This window comes from Rickettsia lanei, assembly GCF_056242675.1.
The window spans coordinates 526,956-547,938 of record NZ_CP172233.1 but is presented as its reverse complement, the minus strand read 5'-3'; the positions used below and the strand labels follow the sequence as shown (position 1 = coordinate 547,938).

Below are 20,983 nucleotides of genomic sequence, written 5' to 3'. Positions count from 1 at the left end.
TTTCCTCGCAATGACGATTTTCGATTCACCCTCTATTTCGGTGTTTCAGGTTTAGGTGGTTCTTCATTTGTCTTCTCGCCTCCTTCTTTTGGCGTATTTTTCCTATTTTTCTCAGCCTGATCTAATGTCTTATTGCGTTGTTTTAATCGTGCTTCCGCTCTGCCGGTAATACCTTGTCTTGTTTTATCATCCATTCCTATTGAACTTAATGCTTTTTGTCCTGCATCATGAGACATTTTACCACCAATTTCAGTAGCCGAAGGCCCAACAGCACTAGTTAATTTTACTACCATACGTCCTGAAAATTCGACATAACCGTACATACCGTAAGCAATAATAACTAGAGCTACGATATTTTGCATATTTACTCCCATCATACCCGACATATAATCCATTCCCCAAGGGGCAAACCAATTAATACAGAAGATAGGTACATTCAGCAAGGCAATAGGTAAAATAGTACCGATAAACGGAATTTTTATCGGTAAAGCACATTTCCAACACACGCTATAACCTAAAACAAAATCTAGATAAATGGTAAATAGTTGTGTTAGTACTATAATACCTGCCATCATAACTACCGGTTCTATCATATAGCGGATCGTAAACCTCACCCAATTATCAAATAAATACCTAGTAAAATCAAATAATAAGAAACTAATAAATAAAGGGGCTATACCGATTAATATACAAGTTGCCATAAATGCCATAATATAAACGGCAACAGCTCTAAGCGCCGTAATAATTACTATACAAACCGCAATAAAAATAATTATAAAATATATAATACCGCTAAGCCCAAGAGAAAGAAGTGCAAGTAATTGAGCGATAAAGGTTTGACTAAAAAATATTTTACTCATTACTGCATCTAAAAACATGAAAGGATTAGCAATAGTATTAGTAGAAGTAAACAAACTATATCCACTCATATTAGCAATAATTGAGTCTGAAAAATTGGTAATTGCATCAAAAAGATAGTTATTGAAAAATTCAAAGGTATTACCGTTCATAAGTCCGCTAACTACCCCGATTTTTGCTATTCTAATTACTAGCTCTTTTTGGTTTATCTTAGCAAAACCAAGCAAAAACATTGCTCCGTAAGTCATCACATACAGAATTAAAATTGCTTTAATATAGGTAAAAAAGTTAGTACAGGACGAACTATCATTAGCTTTATAACATACCATATTTTTAAAAATAGAAGTAGCAGCCCCTTGCACTTTAGTTTTAAATAACTGAAGTAACGGATTCATTACTTTAATAGTAAAACTTCCTACTTTTAAGGATGTTGAGAAATGTACTTTATAGCTACCTTCACTATCTTTATAGTCCCTTAAATTATTACCAGGATCATTTAGAATTTTCATCCATATATAACCCGCCTCATTTGCGTTAAAGCTATATTTACCTTCACTATCAACGCTAATTCCTTGAGGTGAATAGGTTTTACCGCTAGTATTCGGGTTTTCCAAAGGCTTTACTATGATGTATTGCACTCGTCCTCGATCATCAAAAGTATCGTTAAAACTATTACCGTTTTCTCTATAGCATTTAGTCTGTTTAATATTTAAAACGTATCCTCCCGTATTCTTACTACTATCTTGTGAGGTAGGAGACCACAGCCTATATTGTAAATAACTTTTTGCAATATTACTGTTAAAAGGTATATTATATATAACTTTATATAAATATTTACCGTCTTTATCTTTATAGTCAGGCGGTTGATCTGTATCTGCAACAAATTTAGCAAATTCTAGCTTAGCAGGCAGAGCTTGACTTACAGAACCCGCATCATTCATTTGATATATTAATCCAGTTGGTCCTTTGCCTCCTTTACCGTCCGCCGTATACCAAAATCTCCGATTCTTTTGAAAATCTCCATCGCTACATATGCCCGAAGTACAATGTACACCTCCAATATAATCTTTATCTTTTGGATTACGATTGCTAACACTATCAGGACATTGATCAACTGGAGGAATATTAGCATTATAAGAACATTGAAGGGCTGAATAGTCGATAAATAATTTACCTGTGTTGTCAGACCACGAAAATGTAAAACTCTCATCATCTAGGTAGTTTTCTGGTGCTGGTCTCGTTCTATTAACCCAAGCCATACATTTCGTTGTACATTCTGGTATCTTATCACAAAAAGGAAAACAGCCCAATTCTCCCCAGTTGCAACCTATTTGCTCATGCAAGGTAGGGCACCTCCATGTGACTTCACAATTCCAATACTGCTCTTTTAACTCGCAAGCATTGACATACTCACCTGAATAAACAGAATATTTTCCACAAATTGGATTATAAGTAGTTTTATTCTCTGAACAATCTTGCGTAACTTCAACACCTTTAAAAGCATCTTTAACTGTCGCATCCGTATTGGCAAAATTAGGAGATACGGAAACTAAAACTCTATCATTGGCGTATAATTCGGCAATATTACGCCATTCATTATTTTTTGCATCCATTATTAGAGAGACAGGTGGATTATTTGTATCGTTAATACGAGGAATCGGGATCATTTGACCGTTATCGTCTAAATTAGATCCAGCCCCTGTACGTTGTAAATTATCTTTCGGTATATAAGCTAAACACAAACTAACCTGACCGACCACTTGTAAATTCACCGGTTGGCCGTTTTCTACTAGCACCTGAGTATTTAGCCATTCACCGTAACGAGTAGGATCAGGAATAAGCCGAATCGTGCCGTCGGACAACATCTTAGTAGTGTTTACATAATTAGCATTAGCATTAAGGGTTATAGTACCGATTATTGAATCCGCTCCTCCTTTACCGTCCGACTCATATCTCATGTAGCAGCTGTCACCGACTTTTACTGCTCCTATCATACCAAGTGCTGCAAAAATAAAGCAAACTAACGTTGCTACTATAGCAAGTACTCCTAAAACTTTTAATAAGTTACCCTGCATATTCTATCATTTACCTCCACCCGAACCGCTTGCTAAATCCCCGCCTTGCTGCTGTCCCTCTTTACGCTTACCTCCAACACCCGGCTTATCTCCTACCAGCGGCTTACCTTGCGAAGCCATAGCAGCATCCTTAAGGAAAGCTGCTCCTTTCTTTACTAAACCAACGATTTTAGTGGGACTTGCCGTTACTGCATCCATATTAGGACCATTAGTTAAATCAGAAGCAAATCGCCCTATAGATTTAGAGAAGTAATAAAAAATAACCGAAAATACTAATACGCATAAAAGTTCTGCTAAAATAGATACAACATCTCTAACAATTGATTTTATTGGAAAAAGTATCAATAAATGCTCTTCCCAACCTTTACCTGCATAATATTCTAACATTTTATATCCAAAACTTTCCTGACATTGATCTGCCCCGCCAACAGGAAGCCTTAACTCAAAAGTACTAAATCTAATATCCCCTTTTTCATAATCATATCTAAGGAATTCACAATTTTTAAATATTGCGGAATCATACATAGTTATTAATAAAGCTATAAAACCTGCTACTACTGCCGGCTGCAATGCACATGAAATACATACTTTTAGCCACCCGTCAAAATAAGCTTTTGTACGAGTAAATAGAGCCATAGGAATGAATATAGGAGAAATATATGTCATAACATAAATAGTAATCATGCAAACTAAATAATGCGTAATAAAATATAAAAGTATAGATAAAAATATTACAGAAAATATTAAACCTGCTGCAAGTATAATAACATTTCCGGCCATAAAGAATCCAAACATAACGGTAAAAAATCTAAGTGCTCCTGCTTTACTTAAATCCTTCGGTCTGTCATTTTTGCCTTCAGGATCAAAATTAGGTATAGGTGTATTATTACCACGGGGACCATTGCCGACTACATTCCCTAACACTCCATTCTTATCTATATTATAAAGTAAATCCAAGCCAAGATAATAACCTATACGGCAATCAATCGCGTCCCATAAACCGTAAAATTTATAACCGTCCTTATACTTTGAATTATCAAATTGACATAATCCTCTAGAACCTGCTGCATTAAAGATCATCTGTGCAAAGTCCGGTGCTGCTCCTGTCAAAAGAGGTAATCCATATTTTAACATACCGTTTTCTTTTGTCGGCTGACCGCCACTAAAATCTAAAGGTCCAAGACCGATAGAAAAATAAGCAACAAATAAGAATTTTATTACAAAAAGAGCTATTTTTTCAGTACTTGCATATTCTGTATTTAGAGCCATATTAAAAGCAAAAAACATAGTATAAAGAATTAATGCCGCACCTATAATTCTCTTTAAATAACCTTGAAACGTAGAAAAAGCAGCAAGCTTAGTTATTCTAGAATTTTGATCTTGAGCACTACAACTCTTTCCAGCAAAAAATATTTTATTAAGCGTTGCACTCAAACACTGAACTGCAAGACCGGAAAAATTAATTAACGATTGACTATAATTTGCTCCCGTATAGCAACTTTTTCCTATATTACAATTCTCATCCTCAGGAGGGGGTGGAATCGGTGTAGCACTCAAAGATTTACATGCTACCGGCATCGGTCCCCTTGACGTAGGCATAACTAAACATAGATCATTATCCCATTTTTTAACCGTTAAAACGATATTCTTTAATACAGGATTTGCTCCAAGATCAGGATTATTATCGGTACTTAAATCACTAATCTTTTTAGAGTCACCTTCATTTAAAGTATACATGGTGCAAGGGCTACTACTACCTTCTACATTTTTAAAACAAAACGTTATACTAGACGCAACTGAGTTACAATTACCTCTCGGATCTTTCATATCAATATTACGAATTATATAGCCATATGCCGTGTCCGTTTCTAAATACCCATCTGAAGTAGTCGGTAAACTAGAACATGATTCTCCAAAGCCGGCAAAGCTAGCTAAGCTTACAGACGTTATACAAACTATAATAAATATCTTTAAGGTTTTAAGAGTTTTCATTAGCACTATTATCTTTTTTTTCTGTTACTACGCCGCTTTTTACTAACTCATCCCATGCCTTTTCAGCATTTGCACGTCGTTCTGATATTTCTCCTCCTTCTTGTTCTCTTACTCTTCCTCCTCCGCTTGCTACTAGTTCATTCCATGCTTTTTCTACTTTTACACGTTTATCTCGAATCTCTGCATTTTCCTTTATCTGTTTTACACCTGTCGGATTATCATGTTCCTTTAAGTTAAAACTATAATCAATTACTCCTGTACCTTTACTTGTGCTGTCAACTTTTTCTTGTGAAGGCAGAGTATTATCAATCTCTTTTTTACTTTCTTGATTATTATCTCTTATGATTTTTCCAACACGTGGTGCAGGTGTAGAAATAGAAGTTCTAATACTAGCAGGCGGTGGTGAAACAGCTTCTGTAGGAGCAGGAGGAGTAACAACATCTTTTACACGTTTATCTCGAATCTCTGCATTTTCCTTTATCTGTTTTACACCTGTCGGATTATCATGTTCCTTTAAGTTAAAACTATAATCAATTACTCCTGTACCTTTACTTGTGCTGTCAACTTTTTCTTGTGAAGGCAGAGTATTATCAATCTCTTTTTTACTTTCTTGATTATTATCTCTTATGATTTTTCCAACACGTGGTGCAGGTGTAGAAATAGAAGTTCTAATACTAGCAGGCGGTGGTGAAACAGCTTCTGTAGGAGCAGGAGGAGTAACAACATCTGATCTTGCTTCACTACTTACAGTTTTTGGGCTAGAAGTTGCTACAGAAGACGAAGCTGTCGGCGTCGACATACCTCCGCTTGTAGCAATATTATCATTTGGTAGTCCGCCTTTCCCTACCTCTAAATCACTTACTCCTCCACCTTGACCAGCTTTTAAATCACCAACTCCTCCTCTACTTGCTATCTGATCGCCCCCCTGAGTTGCAGCACCCGCAGTAGCAAGTACTGCCATAGCTGCCTTAAATATTGCTTGCGGTTTTATAGCAACATTATTAAGAGCTACTCCTTCCGTCATATCTGCAGCAAATTCAGCTAGCTGACTACTAAAATTATACATCAAATACAATGTAAAACATGCCATAACTAACGCAAGCAAAATATTTTTAATTTTCTCAAAAAGCACTTTTGGAGACATGAAAAACATTCCGGGCCCTAAAACTACTCCTGATAAAAACTGGAATTTAGCAAGAAATTTATCGGTAGGGGTATTACCCGGTTTACTATCGACAATTTCACTTACACTATCTTTTGTAAAGTTAAATACCGTGGTAATAGGGTTATTTAACATATAACCTAAACTATTTTGACAGCTTTCTACGGCATCTTTATCAGGATACTGTGACGTATCATCCCAATCATTATTAATGTAAAATATTAAAACATCCCTCTTAGAAGTAATGCCACCTTGAATTTTGTCTTCTATACTATTGTGAATTAACTTGCTCTTATATTGACATTTACCATAGAAACCATAATCATATACCGAAAACATCGTGATCATAAAAGTAACTACCACCATAGGTTGTAGCAAGAACGAGATCATTAGTTTAACCCAGCTCTCAAAATAATTTCTTGTATATGCGAATAAAAACATAGGTACAAAAAGAGGAGCCAAAATACCGAGTATTACTATAGATATCATACACATAATCGTTGCATTAACCATAAAGGCAGCAACCGAAATCACAAGCAATGGATAAGAAAGAGCGAGTGACACCAACATCATATTACCGGAGATTATCGCCGGAATTAGCAAATAAATATATGGTGGAGCACTAAAACTAAAGAAATCAAAATTTAAAAAATCATGACTGCGATAAGCATTTTCGACAAGTAACGTAGATAATATATCAAGCCCTAAATAATGAGCTACCCTACAATCTAATGCATCCCATAATGCAATATAAGAAACGGTACCGTCATAAGAAAGATTGTTAAATTTACATAAACCGGACGGAGCAGCATTCATAACCCAACTTGCTAAACCGTTTATACCGTCAAGTAAGAAAGGAAACGCCCACTGAATCATGCCGTCTAACCGGTCATACGGAGAACCATTACCAGGGGTTATATTAATTCCTATTGAAAAATAAGTTACGAATATCATTTTCAATATAAAATTTATATACTCACTTTTTGGCGGCACTTCACCTGCAAGTAATAGTTTAAAGCCAAAAAACATAACATATAAAGTTAGAAAAGCCGTAACTATTTTATACATTCCTACTTGAAACTGAAAGAATGCACTATCTTGCCTTGAAACCAAATTAACCACTTGGCTTACATTATCAAAACTACAAACATCTTTACTAATTAGTAATCTAGCAATCATTTGCCTCATACATTCTATAAGAGGAGAAGTCATGACTACTGCAGTTTTTGAAGCATTATAAGCTTTTTGATAACATCCATCACCTGCTGCACTACAGGAAACTAAAGCTAAAGGATCGGTAGGAGTTTTATTTGGATCCTCAATAAAATCCTTATCTGCTACATCCATAAAGCTATTATACATGGATTTTGGAAACGGCTCTTTCATATATTTACAGCCAACGGGAACGTCTCCTGTAAATCCTTTTGTCGATACGCATATTCTATCTTTATCTTGAATAACTTTCCAATATATTACAGGAAAGCCTAAATCAAATGCAAAACCGTCATCACCGGGCTTACCACTATATGGAACATGATATTCCTTTTTTTTATTTGCCCACGCTGTCTTTATATCATCCCAAGGGTCGCTCCCTGTTAAGACGGCTTTAGCAATAGCAAGTGCCGATTCTGCAACAGATGTTGCCCGAGATACAATTAATTTAGCATTATTACATAAAGCAAAGCGTAATTCTGGATTTTTAGGATCAATTCTGTTTTCACGAGTACATTGACCTCCGGGAAAATTCCCAAAGTTACTATCGTTAAATAAATCACTGTCGTTTATTTTAAGCTTTAAAAACGTATTCATGTATAAAACGGGAGAGACAAGATTCATTACCGCAAAAGTAAAGAACGGAGCAACAATACATGTATGAGAAAATTCAGTACGCAGCAAATCGCCTACGCCTTGGGTTTCGCAAGTTAAGCCACTCAAAATATCTACAATGCTATCAAGAGTATCTTTAGCATGAGTTTTAGTAACTATTCCTAAATTTAGGGCAAAGCTTAATACTAATGTTATAAGTATACTACGAGGAAATAATTTCATAACTAGTTACTTGCCTCGCATTGTAAAAATGTCATCCCGTGGCTTGTCCACGGGATCTCAGAATACAGTCTGTGAGACAAGATCCCGCGGTCAAGCCGTGGGATGAAAGACAGGCATTTATAATGTTTTAACTGCTGCATAAAATATAGGTAACCATTTATCCGGATCATTGCCGTGTTTCTCTCTAATTTGATCGAGCAATATTACAGTCTCAACTCTACCGGATAAAACACTGATTATGTTATCCATACCATCTAAGCTAACTTTTGCCACTACAGCATCTATTCCTTGTTTTATTAAAAAATAACGTGTAGTAGGGTCGGTAGTTTTAATTAAAATATATTCTCGCTGACTTAACATAAATGCACTACGATAAATATCCGTAGCTTTCAAATTAGGTAAAAAAATCTGCGTAGCTGTTTGTTGAATCAACGTATCACTAATTCTACTTTTTGCAGCATCTTCGACACTCTGCGTAGCAAATATAACAAAAGTATTTAATTTTCTCAACACTTTTAACCAATCTTTGATCTTAGGTGCAAATACCGGGTTATCGATTAAAGCCCATGCTTCATCAAGTACTATCATAGTTTTCTGCCCATCTAAAGAGATATTAATACGATGGAAAATATATAGTAATACCGGTGCAAGGCTTACAGGATCTTTAAGTAATTCAGTCATATCAAAACCGAATACTCTTGCTTTTTGTAAATCAATATCATCTATTTCATTGTCAAATATCTTAGCGTGTGAACCTTTACCAACCCACATTGCAATCCTACTTGCCAAACTATTTGGTGTATCAATACCAAGAAATGCTATAACATTACTAAGCCTTCTATCTTGTTTTGCTAATCTAAAATTACCGCTTACCGCTTGAGATAAGATTTTATTATCTTGTGCAGTTAAACTTTCACCGTTAGAAGTTACAAGCACACGAAGCCACTCTAAAATAAACGTTCTATTCTCACTAGTATCTTCAAGCTGTAGAGGGTTAAAGTTGCATTTTAAACCCGGATCAATTACTGTATAAACTCCCTTTAAAGCACGTATAAATATTTCTGCTCCTCGATCTTTATCAAAAAAGAACATACGAGGTTTGAATTTTTGTGCTTCAGCACATAAGAAATTCATAAGAACTGTTTTACCGGCACCGGTTGGACCGATAATGAGAGTATGTCCAACATCCCTTACATGGAAATTAAAATAAAACGGTGTACCTGAAGTAGTATCAAGTACTGTGACATATTCTCCCCAATGGTTATCTCTAATTTTACCGAGCGGATAATTATGTTGTGAGGCAAAGCTAGCCATATTAAGAGTATTTATAGTGGATTTACGCACTATATAATCCATATTTCCCGGCAACTGTCCCCAATAGCTAGGTTCCATGTTAACTTTTTCTCTAACCGGCTGAATTCCTGAATTAGAAAGCTCAACTGCTGCCATTGACAATATATCTTCCAAAGCTTTAATATTATTTGCGGAACATAAAAGCGATAAATGATGCTCACCGAAAGCGATATCACCGCTAGTGGCCATATCAAGGGCCGTATTAATCTCAGCAATTTGTGAAGTAGCTTTATCACCGGCTTGTATCATTCTATTTTGCTGTAATTGCATTTTACCGATCGCTACTGTTCTATTAACAAAGACAAAGCTTTGCGTCATAACAAATTCAAAAGGCATTTGCAGGAATCCGTCAAAAATTCCTGCCGAAGTATTAGGACCGTATTCAAGTATACTGATCATTCCAGCATATTTCTTGCCAAGCGGACTTCTTGCTTCAATAGTACGAGAATCAAAAAATAAGCGATGAGTCGGTAAATATTCGTCAATAGTACCAAGCGGTAATGCTATAGGACCCGGTGAATCGCCACAATTGATTAAAGATGAAAGGAATTCTAAAATTTCACAATAACTACCTGACTGCGTTTGATAAACTCCAAGTAATCTTGCTCCGTAACTTCTGAATGTATTAATCACTCTAGTTGACATTTCTTGAAGATTTTCTTTCATCTCTTTCATGTCGTTTTCCCAAGCGGTTTTATTAGATTTCTGTCTAAGCTTCTTTAGAAAATACTCAACTATAGCAACACCGCCAGTATCAGGCTTATATAAAATACTAACATATAATTCATTAAAAAACGACCTAGCCCCAGCATGTTTCTTACGCCATTCTGCACCTAAATAAGTAATAAAATCATTAGGGACTTTTACGGTAGGATCATAAGTAAATTCCGTATCGTCAAATATTACTGCTTTACGTCTTCTAATAGTATGGAAATACATAACGATATTTCCCGAAGCCATATTTTTAAGTAAGGCATTTCTGATATTCTTTTTAATGTCTAGATCTTCATCATCAGCAGTTTCAAAAGAAAATCCATTTATTTTAATAACTTGTAATAAAGAATTATCTTTTGTTAAAATAGTATTACTATCCCAATGACATTTATAAGGAATAAAATGCGAAGTGGGTCTTTCTTGTTTAGACCTTAATTCTTTAGCAGCTCTAGTTCTAAATAATTTCATTACCTCACCTGATTTAACTATTTTGATTTATTTTGTCAGTTATACCTCTTTTTATGTCATTCCCGCGTAGGCAGGAATCCAGATTTTTTGTTGTCATCCCGTGGCTACGACCACGGGATCTTGTATCACAGACTGTGTCCTAAGATACTGCGATCAATGCGCGGCATGACATAAAACTCAAATATTATACGAATTTGCTCTGTAGTAAAATTTATTAGGACATTGGCTAGTTCTTGACATTTTATTTAAATAAAGCTCTATGAATCTCGGTTCTTTAAAACATATAATATAAGCTACCAAATGCAAAGCAGCTGCAATGAATAAAATCATAATGCCGTTATTCCAAATAAATACTATCATCGTCATTATCATATTTAATGCAGCAAACTTAATACTTACTCCAAATATCATCGGCGGTCTAGTTAACCCTACAAATAAAAGATCGGATGCTAATGCTCCTGCCATAAAAAACCTCTATTAATTTATATTAATATCAAACATAGTTGACAATATTGAATTCGGTGCTTCACTATTCACAAAATGTACGTAACCATTATTGTTTTCAAGGGCATTAACTGCTATCTTAATTAATGCTTCTTCGATGAAATTATTACTATCATCTAACATTGATTTCAACAAGTTAATATCTCGTATTTTTATATTATACGGAAACGTCTCGGATACCTGTAATATCTCATATGGCAATATTAAATGTTCTGCACTTAATGCAGAAGCAATTGTTGCTAACGTTAAGTTAACATTTAATAAATGCGTTTTCTCCTGATCGTCGCTCGCAAACGGTGCTATCACGGGTATAATATTATTATCTGCAAAATTTAATAAAATTTCTGGATTAATCATAATAGGCTCGCTTAAAAAACCAATATTTATAACATCATGATTTACAATTTTTCGGTAAGATAGTTTTGATTTTTTTGCTTGCAGTAAATTAGCATCCTTACCTGAAATACCAACTGCATAACAACCTATACTACTTAACTTTGTTACTATAAGCTTGTTAACGTAACTGGATAAAATTTCCATAATAATAGGATTATTTAGAGAACTATAGTCGCTTATTTTACTAATTTTTTGACTAAAATTTTCATCTATTTGTGATACTAAAGACGAACTTCGTAAATCAATATGATCATGTACTATATATATTTTAGCACCGCACATCTCAAGCAATCTAACAGATTCAATAAAAGCCGTAAATAATTTATCGTCAATAATAATAGTAGCAGGTAATTTTAGAACTATTGCTTGATTCTTCAACTCACTACTACACTTTATTATATTCTTAATTATAGCAATGTTATTTAATGAAGAAATACTATCTACCTCTTTATTTTTGAAGTTTGATGCATTTTGCCAAACTAGCTTTAAGTTCTCTTGCACCTTCTTTACTCCTATTGCTTACATACATAACATTACATGAGTAGTTTAAAGTTGCAAGAAAATTCTGTGCTTCATCGTGAAGGTTTTTATGATCCGTAACTTTATCGGATTTTGTGAAAATAATTTGAAATTCTCTTTTATTGGCAAGTAATAGATCAGCTACTTTCTTATCATTTTCTTTTATACCCCTTCTTGAATCAATCAATAAGTTAACTAACCTTAAATTATAACTATTTCGTAAATAATAACTAATTAACACTCCCCACTGCTCTTTGACTGATATAGGAACATTAGCAAAACCATAACCGGGAAGGTCAACTATAATAAGTTTATCTGCAAGGTTAAAGAAATTGATTTGCCTAGTACGCCCTGCAGTATTAGAAACTTTAGCAAGATTTTTATTATTACATATCGTGTTTATTAGGCTTGATTTGCCGACATTTGACTTACCGACAAAAGCAATTTCCGGTAATGAAAAATTGGGGATTTGATTTATATTCATAGCACCGGCTACAAATTTAGCTTGATGACGAAAAAGCTTACTGCCATCAGTTGATTTTGTAGGCACTATTTTCTGAGTAGTCATAATTTGCTTTCGTATAGGAATGGCATCAGCAGACTGCAATAACGCTATAAGTGAGCTAGCATGACATTAAAAAATATGGTAGCGGGGGCTGGATTTGAACCAACGACCTTCAGGTTATGAGCCTGACGAGCTACCGAGCTGCTCCACCCCGCAATAATTGAGAATTGACGATTTATCTGTGTTATATTTTGTTGTTAGTGTCATTCTTGTGTAAATACCGAGTAGTCGTAGACTGCACGGCAACCCAGAAAAAATAATAAAAAAATTCTATAAATCAAAATCGTTTACTGGATTGCTTCGTCAATTGCTATGCAATTTCCTTGCAATGACGATTTGTTATTCACAAACAAAGCCTAGCTAGCTTCTTTCTTACTACCGAAAGAAAGACCTGAGAATCTTTTATTGAAATCACTAACACTTTTGTTCGATTGATTTACTACATTTCCAGAATCTTTATTCCATGCCGGATGCTTTCTAAAATCAACATCCATTAAAATTTCACCTGTAGGATGAGTAGACATTGTTTCAAAAACATCGCTTCCTACTTTAATCAAAAACTTTTTATATTCTGGATGTATACCACTTTTCATAATGATTTTGCTGTTTTAGTCTGAATTATTTTTTTCTTAATAGCTCTAGCGTTACTTGATAAAACATTATCATCGGCTTTTAGAATATATGCATCAAAACCCCCGGCTTTTTCCACTGAACTAATACATCTAGCATTAACCGATAATCTATATTCCCCGGCTGTTATATCACTTGTAAACTTAACCGATCTTAGGTTAGGTTCAAAACGTCTTCTAGTTTTACGCTGAGAATGTGATACATTGTTGCCGTATAAAACACCCACACCTGTGAGTTCGCACTTACGAGACATAAGCTAAATACCTTAAAACTTATAAAATATACTTCAAGTAAATGAAGAGTCATATACGAAGATCAACTTCAAAAAGAGCTAAGAGTTCACACGCCAAGGAGCGGAGCGTATACTTAATACGTGAGCACCGCAGATCTTGTAGAACGACGTAGCCAATTTTGAAGTTCATCCAGTATATACAATAGATAAAGAAGATAACGCAATACTCCCCTAGTGTCAAGAGATAATTATTTTGTAGCTAAGTATTAGCTCATGCTTGATTTTTATTAAATAACAGAGTTTTATATAAAAATATAAATTAATTAAACTATTATAAATCTATGCTTATTAATGGGAAGCCAGTTCAAGGTAATATCACCGGACTAATTAAAAAATTAGGCGAGTTGCCTTCAAGTTTTCCTGAATATATTAGTAATCTTACTCCAAAACCATTAAGTACAAAGGAGCAAATTGATCATAATCAAGCAGCTTTTTGTATAATGAAGGATTAAAATTATATAGCAAAGATAATCATCTTGTTGCTCTTAAACAACTACAACAAGCTGAACAAATTGCTATAGGTCAAACTGACAGTAATTTTCTTTCCTACTTTCCTATATTAATACTATGATAGGACGTAGCTATCAACAGCTAGGACTGTTTGATAATGCCATTCAACAATTTCAAGATAGCATAGAGAATTCTTTTGAAGCAAAGCAATATTATAATGTCGAAAATTCATACAAAGCATTAGTCACTGCATATCAACCATAAGGAACATTAGCCAAGCTAAAGAATTAATGGCAAGATTAGCTTTAGGAGCTGCTTATAACACTCAAAACCGTAAAGAAAATTCAATAGCGCAGTATGCATATGCTTACTCATTACAGCAAGGTATAGTTGATTATGAAGCTGTTCGTGTAGAACAGCATAAAGTTGGTTTTTCTGATAAAGAAAAGATAGGCACTGATCACATTCAACAATGCGTTGCTGTAATTTTACATGATCCATTAACTAAAAAAACTGCATTAGCCCATGTTGACAGGTTTACTGATGCTGGTGCTTTAACACATGATGTAATAAGCAACTTTCCTCCTAATACTCAATTAGAAGCTTATTTAGTAGGAGGGCGTGATAGATCTGCAGTATCAATTTCGCTATCAGATGGTAATATTCGTAAAGTAACACAAGAATTAACTAACCACTTTAACGTAAATATAAAATCTGCAGATATAGAAGACAAGGGCGCCCCATTAGGAATTATATTTGATCCAATAACAGGTAACTGTTCCGGATAGAGAGGATAAAACAACCGCTGCTAGAAAAGTACATTTAAGTATAGGAAGTAATACTCCTGTACTTTATAAAGCTTTTGATTTCACTAAACATAAAAATATACCTAATCGCTCTTTAAATGAAATCCAACAAAAACATATTATTCAGCAATATTTATTAGGATCTAATCAAAATCCTAATTCTATGGACACATGGCAATCTAATCAAATATCAAGACCACTTACTAAAGTAGCAGAGGAAATTCAAAAAACTAATCCAAAATTAGTAAAAAATGTAGTAACTAAAAATATTAGTACTCGAGTTCACGAATTGAATCTAAAGGATCAAGAACAAACAAAAATTGTAAATAATTTAATAGCTAAAACTGATTATTTATTATCTAACAATTTAAATCCGTTGGAAAGTGTACGTTCAGAAATTAATAAAACATTAGCACTTACTCATTCTACCTACCAACAAGATAGTAATATTAAAAAATCCTGGATACAAAAAATAAAAGATTTGTTCATAAATATTTTTAGTAGTAATAAAACACAAAATGAACCAAAATTAAACTGAACAAGTAATAAGATATTAAAAAAATATAAGTACTAAGACAAAAATAGCTGCACCTAGCTATACTCTTCCCAATAAAAATATTGCTTTACACAAAAATAATCAACAAAGTAAATAAACTATGCAAATTGAAATTAACTCACAAGAATATAAAATTTTTGATATAAATGATGACTTAGTAATTTATACTAAAGATTTAAATGAAGAGATTGCCTGTAGTGTCTTTTCCGTAAAATTAAATAAAATAGCATTAGCTAGAAATATTAATTCACAACAGTTAGAGCAATGAATTACTAACTTTAATCAGAATGAATTGATAGAACAAGCTTTAATAAAAGTACAAATAATTGGAGGTAATGATTCGCCTGAATCATCTAAATACTTGGAAGATATTCGTACTACTTTAAATGGTATTGATAATAATACTAATATGATTAATATAATAGGTTTAGATGCATGTAAAAATATACATCCCAATTATTTTGAATTAGATGGCTATCACGGGGGAGTTAGAGCTTTAGATTAAGTGTAGAATATTAAATTGATACTATTAGAAGAGAAAATAGCTGAGATGTGGGGCGTCACTAATAGCAATATTTATCTTTATGGGCCATTTAGTAAAGAAATAAAGATAGGTACGATGTATTTATACGTGAAATAGGCACAAGACAAGCCTAACATAGTACCGATAACGATTATACGGAATTTTGCAGGACTAAAAATTAAAATAACTATTCCAAGAATAATTACTATTTTTATGATATCATCTGTCGTATAAGAGCTAGAATTTATAGCATAAACATTTAGATTTATACCTAGAAATATTATTATACATAATAAGTTCTTAAACATTTTATACCTCTATAGGCCCAGTAGTTAATCCATTTATAAATTGTTTTAAATAAGGATTATCACTATTACGCATGTCATCTTTACTACCGTACCATGTAATTTTTCCTTGATAAATCATCGCTACTTCTTTAGCTATTTTTGCGGCACTAATCATATCATGAGTTATAGTAATCGTAGTTGCCTCTAACTCTTCTTGGATTTTTATAATTAATTCGTTGATAACATTTGCCATGATAGGATCAAGCCCTGTGGTCGGTTCATCAAGAAATAAAATCGACGGTGTACTACAAATAGCCCTAGCAAGGGCTACTCTTTTTTGCATTCCTCCCGATAATTCGGCAGGGTAAAGCTCGAGTATTCTAGGAGATAAACCAACGGCATTAAGCTTTGCACCGGCAAGGTCGTTTTTTTCTTTCTTAGATAATTTTTTAGTCTCGAAAGTAATATTATCACGTATATTTAAGGAGTCAAATAATGCTCCGCCTTGGAATAAAAAACCTATACCATCCATAATCTCAAATTTTTGTTTACTTGAGATATCTTGGATTTCTACATTATCAATAAAAATTTTACCTTTATCAGGTTTAATCAATCCTACTATATTTTTAATTAGAACTGATTTGCCACTACCGGAACCACCTAAAATCACTAATGAACTGCCCTTTTTTACATCCAAATCTATTCCGTCTAACACCTTATGATTAGCAAATGATTTATATAATGACCGAATTTTAATTTTAAATTCTTCTACACTCATGCATACTCCAAATAAACAAAAAAACTGTATACTCGTTTAATTTGGAAACGAGCTAGGCGTTTATATTTTTTGACCGCAGCGTACATAAACGTACGTGAGGATCAAAAAATATAAAACAACAAAACCAATTTTTCAAATTAAACAAGTATACTATACTTTAAAAAATAATTCGGTCATTAAATAATTACTGATTAAGATAAGGATAGAAGAATTCACTACTGCCGAGGTAGTTGCTCTTCCAACTCCCTTAGCCCCTTTACCTGAATAATAGCCGCTATAACAACTTATTATAGAAATAATAAACCCAAAAACTCCTGCTTTAACAAGACCGGAAATTACGTCAATCGGTTCTAAATACTGAAAAGTACTGGTTAAATAAGCTGCACTATTAAAATCAAGTTTATATACCCCTACCAAATAACCGCCCATAACACCAATTATATCCCCGATTAAAACAAGACAAGGCATTGTAATAATAGCTGTTATTACTCTTGGAAAAACTAAATATTTAATAGGATCGGTAGATAAAGTATATAAAGCATCTACCTGCTCCGTTACTCTCATTGTGGCTATTTCGGCGGCGATTGATGCCCCAACTCTTCCCGCTACCATTAGTCCAGCTAAGACAGGTCCAAGCTCTCTAGTCAGCGACAATACTACTACCGTTGCAATAGAGCTTTCAGCTGAGAAACGGGAAAAACCGATATAGCTCTGTAATGCAAGTACTGCCCCTGAGAAAAAAGTCGTCATTGCAACAACCGGAAGCGAGTGAAACCCGATAAATAATAATTGTCTGATGATTAAACTCAAATATAAAGGCGGTCTTATGATACTGCTAACGGCAGCAAAGCTAAATAGAGAAAAACTACCTACACTTTGTGCAAACTTTACAGTACGTTTACCGACCGCATTAGCTATATTGAATAACATTTGTATTTTTTCTATTTAATTTAAGTACGCTATGTCATTTCTGCGCAAGCAGGAATACAGTAACCTCTAATGTCATCCCGCGACTTGATCGCGGGATCCAGTCTTTTTTAATTTTTTTCTGGATACCGTGGTCAAGCCATGGTATGATACAGATATCTACCCGATATACTTTCTTTTATATCTACTACCAAGGTTAGTTAATACCTCATACCCGATAGTACCTATAATACTCGCTATTTTATTGGGCGTGCAATAATTTCCGATAATTTCTGCTTCCTGCCCTAGAAAAATCTCGGATGGTGGTAGATCGGTAACATCGATATTTATTAAATCCATCGATACTCGCCCTACTATAGGAACGCTGCGACTGTTAATAAATACTTCGCCTTGATTGCTAAAATTACGACTAAACCCATCAGCATAACCAAGCGGTAACGTTGCAATGACACTATCACGCTTAGTTGTAAAAGTCATATTATAACCGATATGGCTATCTAGTGTCAAATTCTGTAAGTGAATTATAGGAGCTTTTAAGGTTACGGGATTCTTTGTTAAGGGATTAAGACCATATAAGGCTGCCCCGGGTCTTGCTAAATCAAAATGGTAATCCTGTCCTAAAAATATGCCGCCGGAATTAGCAAGGCTTGCTTTGACGTTTGGGAAATATTGTAAATAAGCTTTAAATCTGTTTAATTGTTCTAGATTATAAGGATTATCTATTTCCTCGGATATAGCTAGATGGCTTATAATATATTGTAAATCTAGCCCTTTTAACAAATCACGATCATTAATGAGCTGCTCTATCTCATCAGAGCTTAAGCCAAGACGATTAATCCCCGTATTGAAATGTAAATAACAAGGCAATAATCGGTTTTTCAAATTACTAAATTTTTGCCAAATTTCTATTTGTTTTAAGTTATTTAGGACAGGTGTTAAATTATATTCTATCAGCTCTAAAGCATCATGTTCAAAAACGCCGTTAAGAACTAAAATATTAACATCTAATCCTAAAGCGTTGCGTAAATTCACTCCTTCTTCACTTGAGGCCACAAAAAAATGCCTACAATTTTCTTCTATTAAAGCTTTAGAAATTTGTACTGCTCCAAGACCGTAACCGTTAGCTTTAACGGCAGCACCGACTAATGAGGTTTTGCACACATCTTGTAATAAAAGGTAATTATTTTTTATTGTAGATAGATTTATTTCTACAGTACACAAGCTCATAGTATATTTATTAACTTTTTTACGATGATAGACAATACGGGTATTATATGAAATTTTGTAGATAAGTCACTTGTTTCTAGTATCCGTGATAAAAATATTTCTAATAGACCTCTTGCATAACTTGCTTCTAAAGGTAATTTGTACGTCAATCCAGTACTCGCATCCTCACGTACTAAAGTGTACGCTGCGGTGCTGCGTTCCGTGTTTCCTACAAATTCCTCTTTATTAGCTTCGTTCTCCAAGAGGTCTATTAGCGAATTTTTAGAACCGGCCGGCAGAAAGCACTGCATGAGTTATAAAAGCACTAACCGATAAAGCCGAATGTTCTTTTAAAAATCTCGCTGCTTTTACGATTGTTTCTCCACTATCTATAATATCATCAATTAATATGCAATTTTTGCCCTCTACACTACTTGTTATTGATATCAATCTCGCAATTATTATTTATATCCCTTTCTTTGTTTATATAAGCTGAATCTATATTTAGTAAATTACTAATTTTTTGAACTCGATTGATACTTCCTTTATCAGGTGTAACTATGACGAAATTGCTATAAGTGCTTAAAAACGGGATATATAAATTTATAGGTTCAAGATTAGAAACAGGAATATTAAAAAATTTCTCCATTTTATCGGAGTGTAAATCAATAGTAATTACATGGTTTACTCCGAGCTTCTCTAAGAAATCTGCTATTAACTTAGCAGGAATTATATTTTGAGAATTTATATTATCTTGCCTTGCATAACCAAAATAAGGCATTACTAAAATTATTCGATTTGTGCTCCCGCTTTTTTTGCTGCATCTACTAGCAAAAACAACTCAATTAAGCGATCATTAACGGGTTTTGATGTGGATTGTACTATGATTATATCTTCATTATGAAACGATTTTTGAATTTCTACTTTTATTTCGGAATCATTGAAATAGGTAATTTGCGGCTCAATATATTTAATATTTAATGCTATAGCTAAACGCGTTGCAAGTAACTTATTACTACTGCCTGCTAAGATTTTTATGTGAGTGATTTATGTTGTTTAACGCTATTAGCGAGCGCGGGCTTTGTTGCGTGGATATCTAATCGTCATTGCGAGCAGTCGTAGACTGTGACAATCTCATGCAATAATAACAAACTCCTGAGATTGCTTCGTCAATTGCTACGCAATTTCCTCGCAATGCCGACGAGGTGTCTACGCAACAATACCTCCTCACAATGACGATTTAAGATGACAGTGAAATAAGCTTAAGAACGACTTTCTAATTTTTGTATTAGTGCCTTAAAGCCTTGATTTTTTAAAGTATCGGTAAACTCGTCTTGTTGAGCTCCAATAAGACTTACACCTTCCGTAATTATATCAGAAACTTTAAAAACGTCTTTTCCGTTTCCTTTCATTTCACGTACAAGATATTCTACTTTAATAGGGTCTTGCTCTTTATTACTAATGATATTCATAGCAACCATAAAATCGGTTGAGCTTAAAGGACGAACTCCTACTATTTTAGGCTGTTTGCCTTTATAATCTTTTATTAAATCAGTATAAGATTTAGTAACATATTTAGAGTAAACTTTGATGAATTCCTGAACCTGCCCACCTGATAAAGTTTTTATCCCATTTCTGCCTAATGTATATTTAGCCATCCAATCAAAATCTAGGTTCTGAGACATTAACTCACGTGCTTTAGCAATTTTTACTCGCTCAGATAACTTACTATCGTTTAATATACTAGAAGCTTCATTTACTAAATTAGTAACGTAACTGTTCAAACCGGCAGGCACTTTTTCATTAGAATAAGCGTAAAACGTCATAACTAATAAAAATAAACCTGTAATAATTTTTTGCATATAATCCTCTT

21 protein-coding genes, 1 tRNA gene and 3 pseudogenes are annotated in these 20,983 nt (G+C 33.9%); 5 read left to right on the top strand and 20 right to left on the bottom strand.

Annotated features, from left to right (window positions below; genetic code table 11):
- Positions 1-32: 32 nt before the first annotated feature.
- The 11 genes and pseudogenes from ACHBLB_RS03215 to rpmB form a co-directional block, all read right to left on the bottom strand.
- Positions 33-2,933 (bottom strand): TrbL/VirB6 family protein, encoded by a 2,901-nt coding sequence (locus ACHBLB_RS03215; protein WP_475842583.1) that lies wholly within the window; start codon positions 2,931-2,933, stop codon positions 33-35.
- A 6-nt stretch (positions 2,934-2,939) separates the two neighbouring features.
- Positions 2,940-4,925, bottom strand: a complete 1,986-nt coding sequence (locus ACHBLB_RS03210) for a TrbL/VirB6 family protein (protein WP_475842581.1) — start codon at positions 4,923-4,925, stop codon at positions 2,940-2,942.
- Positions 4,912-5,232 (bottom strand): annotated as a pseudogene (locus tag ACHBLB_RS03205) (type IV secretion system protein); the annotation flags it as partial. The gene ACHBLB_RS03210 and the pseudogene ACHBLB_RS03205, both read right to left, overlap by 14 nt.
- Before the next feature lie 138 nt (positions 5,233-5,370).
- A pseudogene (locus tag ACHBLB_RS03200) lies at positions 5,371-8,136 on the bottom strand (TrbL/VirB6 family protein); the annotation flags it as partial.
- 117 nt (positions 8,137-8,253) lie between these two features.
- Complete coding sequence (locus tag ACHBLB_RS03195; RefSeq protein ID WP_475842579.1) at positions 8,254-10,671, bottom strand: VirB4 family type IV secretion/conjugal transfer ATPase; 2,418 nt, start codon at positions 10,669-10,671, stop codon at positions 8,254-8,256.
- A 177-nt stretch (positions 10,672-10,848) separates the two neighbouring features.
- Positions 10,849-11,136, bottom strand: a complete 288-nt coding sequence (locus ACHBLB_RS03190) for a type IV secretion system protein VirB3 (protein WP_475842577.1) — start codon at positions 11,134-11,136, stop codon at positions 10,849-10,851.
- Positions 11,137-11,148: 12 nt separating this feature from the next.
- Positions 11,149-12,072, bottom strand: a complete 924-nt coding sequence (locus tag ACHBLB_RS03185) for an amino acid kinase family protein (RefSeq protein WP_475842575.1) — start codon at positions 12,070-12,072, stop codon at positions 11,149-11,151.
- Complete coding sequence (gene yihA, locus ACHBLB_RS03180; protein WP_014362736.1) at positions 12,020-12,658, bottom strand: ribosome biogenesis GTP-binding protein YihA/YsxC; 639 nt, start codon at positions 12,656-12,658, stop codon at positions 12,020-12,022. The genes ACHBLB_RS03185 and yihA overlap by 53 nt, the downstream gene beginning before the upstream one ends.
- 76 nt (positions 12,659-12,734) lie before the next feature.
- Positions 12,735-12,811 (bottom strand) — tRNA-Met (locus tag ACHBLB_RS03175).
- 200 nt (positions 12,812-13,011) lie between these two features.
- Positions 13,012-13,248, bottom strand: coding sequence for a 50S ribosomal protein L31 (rpmE, locus tag ACHBLB_RS03170; protein ID WP_004996719.1), 237 nt, complete (start codon positions 13,246-13,248; stop codon positions 13,012-13,014).
- On the bottom strand, positions 13,245-13,538 hold the full coding sequence (gene rpmB, locus ACHBLB_RS03165; RefSeq protein WP_004996729.1) for a 50S ribosomal protein L28: 294 nt from the start codon (positions 13,536-13,538) through the stop codon (positions 13,245-13,247). The genes rpmE and rpmB overlap by 4 nt, the downstream gene beginning before the upstream one ends.
- A 320-nt stretch (positions 13,539-13,858) precedes the next feature.
- Between rpmB and ACHBLB_RS03160 the strand changes: the two genes are divergently transcribed.
- The 5 genes from ACHBLB_RS03160 (at position 13,859) to ACHBLB_RS03140 (ending at position 15,894) form a co-directional block, all read left to right on the top strand.
- A complete protein-coding gene (locus ACHBLB_RS03160) occupies positions 13,859-14,029 on the top strand; it encodes a hypothetical protein (protein WP_475842573.1) in 171 nt (56 codons plus the stop codon).
- Between the two features lie 288 nt (positions 14,030-14,317).
- Entirely contained in the window at positions 14,318-14,815 is a 498-nt protein-coding gene (locus tag ACHBLB_RS03155) for a hypothetical protein (protein ID WP_475842571.1), read from the top strand.
- 181 nt (positions 14,816-14,996) lie between these two features.
- Positions 14,997-15,371, top strand: coding sequence for a hypothetical protein (locus tag ACHBLB_RS03150; protein WP_475842569.1), 375 nt, complete (start codon positions 14,997-14,999; stop codon positions 15,369-15,371).
- 118 nt (positions 15,372-15,489) lie between these two features.
- A complete protein-coding gene (locus ACHBLB_RS03145; protein ID WP_475842566.1) occupies positions 15,490-15,657 on the top strand; it encodes a hypothetical protein in 168 nt (55 codons plus the stop codon).
- 24 nt (positions 15,658-15,681) lie between these two features.
- Positions 15,682-15,894 carry a hypothetical protein gene (locus tag ACHBLB_RS03140; protein ID WP_475842564.1) on the top strand — a complete coding sequence of 71 codons (213 nt, stop codon included), beginning with the start codon at positions 15,682-15,684 and terminating at the stop codon, positions 15,892-15,894.
- A gap of 77 nt (positions 15,895-15,971) precedes the next feature.
- Here ACHBLB_RS03140 and ACHBLB_RS03135 read toward each other — a convergent pair whose 3' ends face one another.
- From ACHBLB_RS03135 to ACHBLB_RS03095, 9 genes and pseudogenes are all read right to left on the bottom strand, one after another.
- Positions 15,972-16,220, bottom strand: a complete 249-nt coding sequence (locus ACHBLB_RS03135) for a DUF5510 family protein (RefSeq protein ID WP_004996738.1) — start codon at positions 16,218-16,220, stop codon at positions 15,972-15,974.
- Between the two features lies 1 nt (position 16,221).
- The gene (locus ACHBLB_RS03130; protein ID WP_475842561.1) at positions 16,222-16,977 is read right to left on the bottom strand and encodes an ABC transporter ATP-binding protein; all 756 of its coding nucleotides are present in this window, start codon (positions 16,975-16,977) and stop codon (positions 16,222-16,224) included.
- Between the two features lie 150 nt (positions 16,978-17,127).
- On the bottom strand, positions 17,128-17,907 hold the full coding sequence (locus ACHBLB_RS03125; RefSeq protein ID WP_475842558.1) for an MlaE family ABC transporter permease: 780 nt from the start codon (positions 17,905-17,907) through the stop codon (positions 17,128-17,130).
- A gap of 156 nt (positions 17,908-18,063) precedes the next feature.
- Complete coding sequence (locus tag ACHBLB_RS03120) at positions 18,064-19,131, bottom strand: alanine racemase (RefSeq protein WP_475842555.1); 1,068 nt, start codon at positions 19,129-19,131, stop codon at positions 18,064-18,066.
- A gap of 104 nt (positions 19,132-19,235) precedes the next feature.
- Positions 19,236-19,376: pseudogene (locus ACHBLB_RS03115) on the bottom strand (palindromic element RPE1 domain-containing protein); the annotation flags it as partial.
- Between the two features lie 16 nt (positions 19,377-19,392).
- Entirely contained in the window at positions 19,393-19,560 is a 168-nt protein-coding gene (locus tag ACHBLB_RS03110; RefSeq protein WP_014419695.1) for a phosphoribosyltransferase family protein, read from the bottom strand.
- Positions 19,541-19,891: a ribose-phosphate pyrophosphokinase-like domain-containing protein gene (locus ACHBLB_RS03105; protein WP_014362730.1), complete on the bottom strand. Its 351-nt coding sequence runs from the start codon at positions 19,889-19,891 to the stop codon at positions 19,541-19,543. The genes ACHBLB_RS03110 and ACHBLB_RS03105 overlap by 20 nt, the downstream gene beginning before the upstream one ends.
- A gap of 8 nt (positions 19,892-19,899) precedes the next feature.
- The gene (locus ACHBLB_RS03100) at positions 19,900-20,097 is read right to left on the bottom strand and encodes a ribose-phosphate pyrophosphokinase-like domain-containing protein (RefSeq protein ID WP_475842720.1); all 198 of its coding nucleotides are present in this window, start codon (positions 20,095-20,097) and stop codon (positions 19,900-19,902) included.
- Positions 20,098-20,372: 275 nt separating this feature from the next.
- Positions 20,373-20,972: an MlaC/ttg2D family ABC transporter substrate-binding protein gene (locus ACHBLB_RS03095; protein ID WP_004996745.1), complete on the bottom strand. Its 600-nt coding sequence runs from the start codon at positions 20,970-20,972 to the stop codon at positions 20,373-20,375.
- Between the last annotated feature and the right edge of the window lie 11 nt (positions 20,973-20,983).